The 11800-nt window shown below is 46.4% G+C and carries 11 protein-coding genes; all 11 read left to right on the top strand.

The window, feature by feature from the left end:
• The first annotated feature begins 29 nt into the window (after positions 1–29).
• Positions 30–740, top strand: a complete 711-nt coding sequence (locus BLS15_RS00265) for a hypothetical protein (protein ID WP_021253975.1) — start codon at positions 30–32, stop codon at positions 738–740.
• A gap of 326 nt (positions 741–1066) precedes the next feature.
• Complete coding sequence (locus BLS15_RS00260; RefSeq protein ID WP_028531885.1) at positions 1067–1642, top strand: sigma-70 family RNA polymerase sigma factor; 576 nt, start codon at positions 1067–1069, stop codon at positions 1640–1642.
• On the top strand, positions 1632–2462 hold the full coding sequence (locus BLS15_RS00255; protein ID WP_028531886.1) for a hypothetical protein: 831 nt from the start codon (positions 1632–1634) through the stop codon (positions 2460–2462). The genes BLS15_RS00260 and BLS15_RS00255 overlap by 11 nt, the downstream gene beginning before the upstream one ends.
• Positions 2459–3331, top strand: a complete 873-nt coding sequence (locus BLS15_RS00250) for a carbohydrate ABC transporter permease (protein ID WP_254777258.1) — start codon at positions 2459–2461, stop codon at positions 3329–3331. Before BLS15_RS00255 ends, BLS15_RS00250 begins: the two co-directional genes overlap by 4 nt.
• A 13-nt stretch (positions 3332–3344) precedes the next feature.
• Positions 3345–4223 carry a carbohydrate ABC transporter permease gene (locus BLS15_RS00245; protein ID WP_028531888.1) on the top strand — a complete coding sequence of 293 codons (879 nt, stop codon included), beginning with the start codon at positions 3345–3347 and terminating at the stop codon, positions 4221–4223.
• Positions 4224–4243: 20 nt separating this feature from the next.
• Positions 4244–5401: an efflux RND transporter periplasmic adaptor subunit gene (locus tag BLS15_RS00240; protein WP_028531889.1), complete on the top strand. Its 1158-nt coding sequence runs from the start codon at positions 4244–4246 to the stop codon at positions 5399–5401.
• 51 nt (positions 5402–5452) lie between these two features.
• A complete protein-coding gene (locus BLS15_RS00235) occupies positions 5453–6781 on the top strand; it encodes an ABC transporter substrate-binding protein (protein WP_090509295.1) in 1329 nt (442 codons plus the stop codon).
• Positions 6782–6803: 22 nt separating this feature from the next.
• Positions 6804–7463 carry a hypothetical protein gene (locus BLS15_RS00230; protein WP_028531891.1) on the top strand — a complete coding sequence of 220 codons (660 nt, stop codon included), beginning with the start codon at positions 6804–6806 and terminating at the stop codon, positions 7461–7463.
• 155 nt (positions 7464–7618) lie between these two features.
• Positions 7619–8899 carry an MFS transporter gene (locus tag BLS15_RS00225; RefSeq protein WP_028531892.1) on the top strand — a complete coding sequence of 427 codons (1281 nt, stop codon included), beginning with the start codon at positions 7619–7621 and terminating at the stop codon, positions 8897–8899.
• Positions 8900–9732: 833 nt separating this feature from the next.
• Positions 9733–10062 (top strand): hypothetical protein, encoded by a 330-nt coding sequence (locus BLS15_RS00215; protein WP_028531894.1) that lies wholly within the window; start codon positions 9733–9735, stop codon positions 10060–10062.
• Positions 10063–10925: 863 nt separating this feature from the next.
• The gene (locus BLS15_RS00205; protein WP_028531895.1) at positions 10926–11795 is read left to right on the top strand and encodes a lipoate--protein ligase family protein; all 870 of its coding nucleotides are present in this window, start codon (positions 10926–10928) and stop codon (positions 11793–11795) included.
• Positions 11796–11800 lie beyond the last annotated feature (5 nt).

Raw genomic sequence — 11800 nt, 5'->3', positions numbered from 1 at the left:
GAAGAAAGAGACGAGGGGAACGATACAGCATGAAGACATGGAAAATAGGCTTCTTATGCGGCGCTATCTTGTTTACGGGAATCGCATTCGGTACTTCAGCGATAATAGCCTATGCTGAGGAGTACGGACTTGACGAGGAAGGAAAGAAGCTGTCTGTATCGATAGATAATCAACTTCCAGTGCGAGAACTGTCGGGGGCAATGGGTAATCGAACGATGTCGCCGATGGATAAAGATATTCCAAAGAATGCCGGTACAGACGTTATCGATCATGGCGGCATGTCAAAGGGCAAGACTCATAATCGTAAGAAGCCGGGAGCGAATTCTGGCAGCAGCGACAAGAAGCTGGACGAGCTGCCAGTAACCTATACGGTGAACGATATAGAGGTTACGGTTCATTCGATTCGGGTTACGGAAAAGGCTACAGACTTCGAAGTAACGATTACAAACAATTCGGATAAAGACAAGGTTACACTTGATTTGCAAAAAGTAGCAACTAAAGCGAACATCGGCGTGAAAGGGAGAACGGCAGAAGAGGTCGAAATTGCATCGGATAATCCGGACTTTGCGAACAAGACGATTCGTCCGAAGAAGGAACTGCATGGCTGGATCCGCAATCAAGGCTTGCAGGATCGAGATATTGTCAATTTGTCGCTTGCATTATCCGTAAAAGGAGCCAAGGAGACAAGAACGTATTCGTTCCTTATCGATTGCACCAAGCTGAAGTTTCGTACCTTATAATCCAGCACTTAATTAATCCAGCATCTGATAGAGAAATGAACAAAGATGAAAAAGGCGTGTATGAGAAGAATTTTTTCTCTTGCACGCCTTTTGGTTTCTGTTCTTGCCATGCTCCGTCCGTGTATGCACGAAGCACGAGATGAAAACCTTCCGATATGTTGCTTTCTTAATGCGCTGCTGCTTTTGAACTGTGTGAATCCGACGACGACGCAGGGCTTCATTAGCGATATAATCGAATACAAAGAAAAAAAGTAGAAAAGTACCGAACCTTTTCAGATGATCGAGGCAATATAGGTTGTAAGCTTACCAAGGAGGGCCCTTTTTTCATGAAAGATATCAATATCGAGCACTGGATTGAACGGATGAAGGAAGGGGATTCGTCTGCGTTCCAAGTGATCTATGATTGGTCATTCCCCGAAATCTACCGCTCTGTTGTCTTTTTGATGACGGAAAAAAATGAGATAGAGGATGTCATGAACGAGATTTATTTTCAGCTGTGGCGATCCATCGGCAATTACGATGCGAATCGCCCCTTCCGATTTTGGATGCATGGCATTGTGCTGAAGCAAATACAAAAGTGGAGAACCAAAAGCTGGAGAAGGTTCCGAATCTTCGAGAAGAAGAGGCTCTTGGAGAGGGAAGAGCATCTGTTCTCGGATCGCCGGATCTTGGAGGCCGAGACCCATCAGGAGATATTGACCATGGTTCACCAGCTATCCTACAAGCTTCGGGCGGTGATTATTCTGCGCTATTATCACGAATATACCTTCGATGAAATCGCTGAATTGCTGGACATTCCCGTGGGCACGGTCAAATCCAGGCATCATGCTGCACTAGGGAAGCTTCGCGAGCTCAGCCCGTATCTAGAATCAGCAAAGGAGCAGGAACTTTATGTCCATTGAACAACAACTGCGCGATAAGCTTCAGGATTGTGCGGAAGCAATGGAAAATCCATCTGACATGCAGAAGCGCATTCAAGAAGCTTCTTACGAGCGATATCGCAATGAAAAAAATAATGAAACATCAAAATCAAATCTGAACATTCGTATGGTAGCATGCGTTCTTGCGGTTGTACTCCTCGCGCCAATTATCATTTATACCGGTCCAACCGTAGCGGCACAGATTCGCACCTTGCTCAATCTATCTGGGACAGAAGATGCGCGCAACTTCGTCACGAAGGATGCGGATTCAGATTATGTCATTACGAACTTATATGCGGATGAGATTAGCGGCAATAAAACGGCACAAGAAGTGCTTGCGCGCATTTACAGTGGGTTCCCTGAGACGAAGAACTTCGACATCGCAAACGCGCAAATTACCAAGGGAATCAGAGCCGGAGAAAAGATCCATATCTTTAATATCATTTTAATGGAAAAAGGAAAGACATTTGCGGAGCCGCATCAAGAGATTGTAGTCAATGCTGATGTGGATACAGGGCAAATTCATTTTGTGCAAACGATTGGTTTAGAGCCATACGCTGCGCATGCTGCGAAATTGCAGAAATCAGAAGCGATTGCGATAGCCAATGCATTCTTGAAGCAATTGGATGTGCCTATTGATGGATATGAGGCTGAAATGACAGGAGCCCATGGGGATGAAGCGCAAGGAATAGGGCAACCCATCGTCACCTACAAGCGTGCTGAGGATGGCAAGAAGCTGTTCCAAGTGAACCTCCAAGATGGAGGCATGAGTGTAGCATTCTCCCCTTCAGAGAAGTCATGAGGCGAAATCGTATCAGCAGAAGAGAGAGCATGGTGGCTCTAACGTTCTTGTTGCCGAGCGCCATCGGCTTTGCTTTATTCTATCTCATCCCGTTTGGGATGGGGCTGGTCTACTCGGTATTGGATCGAACGGTTGGCGGTTCATTTGTGGGACTCGCCAATTATGAGGAACTATTGAATAGTGATTCCTTTCGCAAAGCCGCCTTGAATTCGTTCTGGTTCACAGTAGTGAATGTCCCGCTGATGCTAGTGCTGTCACTTGGAATCGCGCTCGTGCTGAACCGGAATCTCTATTTGCGTCAATTTCTTCGAATGGCTTATGTCCTGCCGTTAGTTGTACCCGTTGCCTCCGTCGTAATGGTGTGGCAAGTGCTGTTTGATTGGAATGGATCACTTAACGCCTGGATGCACACTGCCGGGCTTGAACAGATAGATTGGATGAAATCGGACTGGGCGAGAGGCGTTATTTCCGTGTTCTATCTGTGGAAGCATATCGGCTACAACATCATCTTATTCCTTGCAGGGCTGCAGAGCATCCCACGAGATTATTATGAGACGGCTGAATTGGAGGGGGCGGGCAAGTGGTTTCAATGTTATGGGATTACACTTGTCTACTTGACCCCAACGATGGTCTTGGTCGTTTTGATGTCCATTATGAATACATTCAAGATATTTCGTGAAACGTACCTGATCGCAGGAGATTACCCACGTGACAGCATCTATACACTTCAGCACTACATGAACAACATGTTTCTCGGACTGGATGTACAGAAGCTGTCTGCGGCTGCGACGCTTATGGTGATCGTTATCTTTATCATCGTGACGATTCTGCTTCGGATAGAGAAACGATACACCCAATTTATGGAGTGATACAGGAGGAAGAATGAAGAACAGGGGGTTCATTCGGAACCTGTCGTTCACGCTGGTAATGGCGTGCATCGGGCTTATCATGCTATTTCCAATTGTGATAACTTTCACAAATTCACTGATGACGGAGCATGAAATTCGCGGCAATTACGGTCTAGTGGGTCAAATGCCAGTCGTTACGCAAGGAGAGCCTGCTGTATTCGTGAATCTGAAGCTTATCCCGGATTGGCTGTCCTTCGAGCAGTATGGGAGCGTTTTGCTAGATACGCCGACGTATTTGTTCATGCTATGGAATTCCGTCGCGATGGTCGTGGGAATTATTGCGGGACAGACCGTTGTCAGTGCGCTGGCAGCGTACGCTTTTGCCAAACTCCGGTTCAGAGGGAGAGAAGGATGGTTTCGGGTGTATTTGCTGACGATGCTGATGCCTTTCCAAGTGACCTTGGTTCCGAATTATATTATTGCTGACAAGTTGGGACTAATGAATACAGCTAGCGCGATTATATTGCCAGGGATATTCGCGGCATTCGGTGTGTTCATGCTGAGACAATTTATGCTCTCGATTCCTTATGCGCTGGTTGAAGCGGCTCAGATGGATGGCGCGGGTCATTATCGTATTTTCTATCAAATTATGCTGCCTCTGATGAAGCCGGGGATTGCGGCGCTGATCGTATTGCTGTTCGTCGATTATTGGAATATGGTCGAGCAGCCCCTGATTTTCCTGGAGGAAGCATTCAAGCAGCCATTATCGCTCTATTTATCCAGAATTCATAAGGAAGCACAAGGCATCGGCTTTGCCGCGTCGATGATCTATATGACGCCCATGGTTCTCCTGTTTTTGTATGCGGAATCTTATTTTATCGAAGGGATTCAAATGTCGGGGATCAAAGGGTAGCTCATGAAAGGAGGGACAGGATGGCTATAGGGTTCACAGCAGCGCTGGATGCAAGAAAAAAACGAAAAATCGTGTGGCTCTCCGGCCTTTTCTTTAGCTTGCTCCTTTTCCTTACCCTGGCGAGCAATACATTGCTGACGTTACATTTGCCAAAGGTGCGAACCGAGGAAGGAAGGGTTGGTGAGCTGGTAACCACGTGGCGTGGTACGGCCCGGCTGATGCCACGGCAGCATATCGATTTATCGAACAAGGCGGAATGGTTTATTAAGGATGTTCATGTAAAAGAGGGGGATCGCGTAGCGAAGGGGCAGACATTAATCACCTATGAAAATCCTGCTGCTGCTCAGGAAATTCTGGATGTACAGGCGGGCCTTGCAGGGCAGCGGCTATCGTTAGCTGACTTGCAGGAGGCTTATATTGAAGCCGTACAAAATAACGACGAGTTGCAGGCGCGCCGCACGAAGCGGGAATTGGAACGTGCGCGATTAGCGATTGGTGTTCAAGAGCGAAAATTGAGCACGTTGAAGTCGGAGGAGATTGAACGCAGACGCCTTATCGCGCCTTTTGACGGTGTTGTGACACAAGTACTAGCGACGCCGAAGCTGCCTTCAGGAAGCGGAGGGGCAGATATCAGCTTGGCGAATAGGCAGCAAGGATATCAATTCGAAATTGTCATCCCGGATGCCTTCGGCCGGGAATTGCGTACCGGGGAAAAGATGCGCGTGCAAATCGAGCATGAGGAGGCAAATGTTCCGGTTGAAGGAAGCATTACCGACATTCGACCGATGACCAGCGTTAATGGAGGGGCTTCCCTCCAAGGGGAAGCGGAAGGGAATGCATCTCAGGCAAATGCGAGTCAACGGGTCATTGTGAAGGTTCAACATCCGAATGTTCAAGCGAATGAGCTCGTAAGTGTGGAATTAACACAAACGAAGAAGAGCGATGGAGGCATGCTCGTATCGAACCAAGCGATTCGTCAGGCCGGGAAGGACAGCTATGTGCTTGTTATCAAAGAGCAATCCGGCCCGCTGGGCAATATTTTTATTGCTAGCAAGCTTACCGTTCAATTAGGGGGGACGAATGGCCAAGAAACGCTGGTACAAGGGGTATACCCGAAAACCCAGATTATTGTCGAGAGCAGTGAGCCATTAACAGATGGTCAACGTGTAAGGATCTAATGCGTCTGAGCGCGCAACGATCCCATGAAGAATGGAGAGGAGCGATTCAGGGTGAGAAAAAGGAGTGTACGTAGTCTGTTCGTAGCAATAACAATAGCGATGACATTGGCAGCATGTGCCGGCAAACAGGCTGATGAGGCGAAGCAAGAAGGGCAGCAGGGACGGGACGGGAAGAAAGTCGTTGTCGTATCCGTATCCGGAGCTGATCCTGTGTATGCTCAGGCTGAGAAGATGTATGAAGCGAAGCATCCCAATGTGGATATTCAAATCAAGGAATACAGCCAAGGGGGAGGCTCCAATCAAGAAGGAAGTGCGGAGAAGTATGTGAATACCACGACTACAGAGCTATTGTCCGGTAAAGGGGCCGATTTGATTGACTTGAATGTGAGCGGGTTGCCGATTGGGAAATACGTAGACAAGCAAGCGCTGATGAACTTGAGTGAACTTATGAAGCAGGACCCTGCCTTTGATTCTAATTCGTACGAGATGAACATTCTGGACGGAGCCAAGATGAGAGGAGGTCTCTATGCGCTGCCTCTGCGGTTTTCCATGGACAGTCTTATGGGCGATGCGAAGGCAATTCAGCAATCCGGCGTAACATTCGATGACAGCACATGGACATGGGGAGAGTTTACGGAAGTAGGCAAACGTTTGGCAGCGTCCGGCGGGCACACGTATTCGTTGGGGAATACGCCGCCTGAGAGGATGTTGAACATTCTGCTCGCTGATAACTATGCTCGCGTTGTCAATGAGGAGCAGCGCCCCGCCAGCTTCGATGCCAGTGCATTTGTCGGATTGATGGAGCAAGTGAAGACGATGTATGCGGAGAAGGTAGTGACGGATGCGGCAGTGAACGCAGGAGATTATTTTTTTGCACCTAATTTGATTACTTCGCCGGAAGATTATTTCAGTACGCCAGCGATGTTCTATGAGCAAGGGAAGATTTATCGCAAGCCGCTTGCGGCTGGGCAGCAGGCCGGAGGCACCTTCGCGACATTGAAGAAATTAGGGATGAATCGGAATTCGAAGGTGCAGGCGGAAGCATGGGATTTCATGAAGTTCTTATTGTCTGAGGAAATACAGACCATGCCTGGCCTGCAAGGGTTCTCTGTCAATAAAAAGGTGAACGAGAAGATGCTCAAGAAGCTTGAGGACAAAGGCACTGTCGAATCGCCAACGGGATCCGCAATCCAGATTCAGAAGGCAGACATTGACATGGTCAAGCAGATGCTGGCCGATTCGAACACCGCAATAATGGATAATTCGAAAGTTCAATCGATTATCGAAGAAGAAGCGAAGGCTTACTATAACGGTCAAAAATCGGCCCAAGCAGTTGCGGAGTTGATCGCAAACCGTGTAACGACCTTTTTAAATGAATAGACGCGGAGGGGGGGAGATGTAAATGCGAAGGGACAGGGATGATGGAAACAGGTTGAAAAAGCGGATGGTTCTGTTGGTGCTTTCGGCAGCAGTCAGCATGTCTGCTTGCAGCTTCTCAGGCAGCAAGGAGAAGAATGCTGGTGAGACCAAGAACGTCTCTTTGACTCCGCCGCAGGAGGAGCAGGCGCAGGGGCAACCAGAACAAGATAATAAGACTGCGGAAACTGAGGCTCCTGAAGAAGGAAGAATTCACGTATTCTCAAATTTGATGTCATTGAAGCTACCGCAGGGGTTAGAGGCGCAAACGAATGAGACTTCGAACTCGAAGCTTGTTTATATGGATAGCAGCAAGAAAGTTAAGCTTGAGATACAGCATGATTCAGAACAGCTCGTGACCGATGCTGGAATCGATGAGGCACGATTAAAGATGAAGATGATTTTGGAACAAGACAGTGAAGGAGAAAAGCTAGAGTGGTTGAAAAATGAAACGTTGCTCGTTCATGGGAAGCACATTGCAGTCAATGAAGTCATCATGCCTTCACAGAAGGGAGACATGTATCGTCTCCTCGGTTGGGCGGAACTAAATGGAGCTCTTCTTGAAATTCAATTTAGCGCTCCAGCTAATGAGCAAGGGGAATGGCAGAATGCCGTTCATGAAATGATTGAATCGATTCAGATGTAGGAATAAGAACCGTTTAGCGGCATAGCTAAGCGGTTCTTTTTTTTGCTTATTTATTTGCGATAATGAAAGCGCATGATCTTGAAACATAAATTCCCCTATACTACACATGCAAATTCGAATGGCAATTCGTTGTGTCGAAGAATGGGGGAACGAGCATGAGTAACAAGGTGGAAGGATTGTTAACGAACACAGATTTTCGCAGGCTCTGGATTGGGCAAACTGCATCACAGATTGGGACTCAGGTTGCATTATTAGGAATGCCATTAGTGGCAGCTCTCTATTTAGGGGCCAGTCCTATGCAAATGGGGTTGCTTGGTTTTGCCGAGTATGCGCCATTTATTATTTTCGGTTTGCTCGCTGGTGTATGGATAGACAGATTTCCCCGGCGACCAATTCTTGTTGCCGCTAACTTTTTCAGGGGTGCATTACTGCTCATTGTGCCGCTGACAGCCTCAACCGGATTCCTGAATATTACAGTTCTATATTTGGTAGCCTTCATAGTTGGTATCTGTACTGTCTTCTTTGATGTTGCCTATACATCCTTTTTGCCTTCCATTGTGAGCAAGGAGCAGCTTGTTGATGGGAATAGCAAACTAGAGACAAGTAAATCTACCGCACAAATTGCTGGGCCGGGTTTATCAGGCGGACTGGAACAGTTAATCACCGCTCCTTTTGCAATATTGTTCACGTCGGTATCCTTTTTTGTATCCGCTGTGTACATAGCCCGGATTCGCAAGTTGGAGACAGTTGTGACAGATGCGAAAAAACAAAAAAACATGTGGCTGGAAATGAAAGAAGGGCTGCATACGGTTTACACCAAACCGTTGCTGTGGGGAGTGGTACGCTGCTCAACAGTCTTTAACCTTTCCTGGAATGTTATTTTTAGTGTTTATGTTCTATATGCATCGCAAGAACTTAAAATCAGTGCAAGCATTCTTGGCATCATTTATGGAACGCTAGGAGTAGGGTACCTATTTGGTTCTCTGCTTGCCCAAAGGGCTGTACGTCGTTATGGAGTAGGTCCAACAATTGTGGGTTCCGCTACGCTCGCAGCAAGTGGCGGTTTACTTGCTCCATTAGCAGTAGGATCAGAACTAAGTATTGCGTTGATTATGATGCTCGGACAGCTTCTTTTCGGAATGGGTGTCTCCATGTTTAGCATTAGTACCATCAGTTTACGTCAAGTCATTGTTCCCGATGCCCTGCAAGGTCGCGTGAATGCTACATTTCGATTTATCTCGTGGGGTTCATTGCCGCTTGGTTCGTTAATTGGGGGGATGATAGGAGGGGCAATGGGTTTGCGGTTCGCTTTATTTGCGGGTGGCATTGGATTGTTAGCTTCGGCTTGTACATTATTGTTCACCCCATTTTTACAACTACGCGTGAAATCATTTCATGAATTAACACTGGACAAAGATATGTCTATAAATAGCTAAGTAGTGCCCTAAAAAGTAATATTCGATCAGGTTCGTAAGTTCAATGAAACAGCGACAGTCTAGGACTTAATTTTCTTGCCCCAGTCTAATACCATATTTTCTGCTGACAGATGGGATAATGGCGTTATACCCGAAACCGATTTTTTCACAATGTAGTGTATGAGGGTATGCACTCTTTTGGTTTCGGGATGAAGTAATACAAATGTACTGCAGATCGCAAAGAAGCCCGGGGATTTCCACCCTTGGGCTTCCTGCAATTACGGCTCCGAATCGTCAGTAGCCGTAATTCTGTCTTTGCCGATAACATAGCGTAGCCGTATCAAGAAATGAACTTGGCCTAATCACCAAGTAAGGTCGATTTGTTGGTAGCTATTAGAACCGGAATTTGGACTGAAAGAAACAGATGCTGGACCAAATGCTATAGTTACGCTATAACTTCCAAAAATATTACTCTTTGCTTCATTATATGCTCCTACGACACGGTTTATCGCTGTACTATTCTTCTTTTTCATTGTAAGTTTGGAAGTGCCTTTGAATTTAAAACCAGGTACTGCAACTTTTGTGCTATTAAATTCCCAGGCTGCCCCATACATGTGATACTGAACTGGTTGTCCATTATTACATGTTGAACTATCCGGAGCTGTCCATTGCCATCCATTGGCAATTGTGTAATCATATGTTTGAGTTGCACACGCATATTTTCCAGACTGAACTTCCCAGCCGTCTGGAACAGCAATCGCGATATTATTCTTGTATATTCAATTAACCTAATTCAAAACAATTATGAAGTTGATTCCTTTGTATAAAATAACTGAAAGGAGAGAACAAACTTGATGAATAAGAAAAAGTCCTTACAGTTGATTTTAACTGGAGCATTAATAGTTGCCGTTTTATTTTTCCTGTTTAGAAATTACAGTTCACCAGCTCACACTACATCTTTTATTGAAATTATTGAAAAAGGAACTAAAACTAACAGTAATGAGCCATGGGCTATTGTGAAAAACCCATTAGATGCTAAAGCAGAATCATTTAAATTAATTCTTGATACTTTTAATACTCAAAATCTTTTAGTTGTAGGTAAAACTTATCTTGTAACTTATGAACACTTCAAAAATGATAACACTTACAAATTAGTGATAATTGATGAAGTTGATACAAAATAAACCAAGTAATATATTACCAATATACCATTTTTATCTAAATCTCGCAATATTCGAAAGTTTCATAACTTCTTCGAGGGGAATTAAAAAAAAGTACAATCCCCGTTGTTGTGCAGACCAAAGGAGATGCTATGAATGTATCTATCATAGTAACAAGCAATATAAGGGCGCACAGACGGCCGCAGCGCGTATCTACGATAGCAATAACAAGCATGTAACGACTGTTACACTGGAGAAGACGGGCGGCAACTGAAAACAAGATACATTCGAGCTCTCGGTTACCTCCCATAAAAACGCAGTTACAGGCAAAACCATTATGTACCGTAAATTCTCTTCGGACTATACAGCGCCAGACGGCAAGTCTCGGGTTGAGATTGAATCTGACCCTGCAAGTGCAACCGGCATATCGGTTTGTAAGACTGTATTCGTATGGATTTACGGAAGTATGTACGATGACGTACAGAATCTCCAGATAAGAAACTAAACAAGGAAAAGTCCTATTTGGGGCTTTTTCTATGAAATTTACGAGATTCCTAGGCAATGCTAGAGAAACGAAAAAACGCCCATTGCTTTGGCGGGCATGGCGCTCTTCGTTCAAATACCATACGGGCGTCACCCATCCTTTGGAGGGATTTTTTACGAGTCTAGCAAAGGTGCAAAAGTCAGGGGCATTAGCGATGAATCTCTTATTTTCCGTAACGAACTCATCCATGTTAAGATACCTATAGATTGGATAGATTCAGAATTAGCCCGGTAATTCCGAATGGTTGGTCAAGATGACGCATAGTGTTGTTGATCCGTACTCTAGGAATCCGATGAGTATAAAGGTTCGGTAGGTTTTTATGATCGATAAGGGGGATGCGGAAATGGCGGAATGTACGGCTTCATTTCATATGGGAGAGGGACTAGACAATATCCTCGTGCTGGATCGCACGCAGCATCTGGAGGAGTCTGATATTCTGTATCCTTTTGCATTGGACGAGCTGCTGTGCAGACATACTGGCAAGGGAGGGCCCGCTGTATGTCACCTGTGGCGTCATCCGCGGGGCTTCGTGATGGGACTGCGTGACAGCAGATTGCCGCATGCGGCAGAGGCGCAGCAATGGCTAGAGTCGCTTGGCTACTCGACGGCTGTCCGCAGCACGGGCGGGGCGGCCGTACCACTTGATTTGGGCGTTGTGAACATTTCCCTGATCTTGCCGAAGGAAGGGATGGGCGACAAATGCTTCCGATCGGACTATGAGCGCATGTATCAGTTGATCAAGCTTGCACTGCAGAACACGGGCTACACGATCGACAAGGGTGAAATCGATGGCGCATACTGCCCTGGCGATTTTGATCTCAGCATTGGCGGCATCAAGTTTTGCGGCATTGCACAGCGGCGTCAAGCTCATGCCTTTGTCGTGCAGGCATTCGTCATCTGCGGGGGTTCGGGCAAGGAGAGCGCCGAGCTCGTCCGCTCCTTCTATGAGCGTGCTGCGTTGGGTGAGGTGCAACCGGATCATCCTGTTGTGACCGAAGATAAGACAGGCAGTCTGGAAGAACTGGCTTCGCTCGGCAGCACTGTTGGCGGCGGGGCGGCTCACGTATTTATTGAATCTGTCAAGCAAGTGATCCGAGAACGCCAGTCCGAGCGTTGTCTCGAACAAGCGTCCTCAGGATTGTGGCTCCCAGAGCCAGAGCAAGTGCACGAGGTTATCCATACATTGCGTGAACGTTATGGAATCAAAGCGTGAGAGTC

The organism is Paenibacillus sp. cl6col, assembly GCF_900102125.1.
Taxonomy (GTDB): domain Bacteria; phylum Bacillota; class Bacilli; order Paenibacillales; family Paenibacillaceae; genus Paenibacillus_B; species Paenibacillus_B suaedae.
Note: the sequence above shows the minus strand (reverse complement) of the source record. Positions and strands in the feature narration are given on the sequence as shown.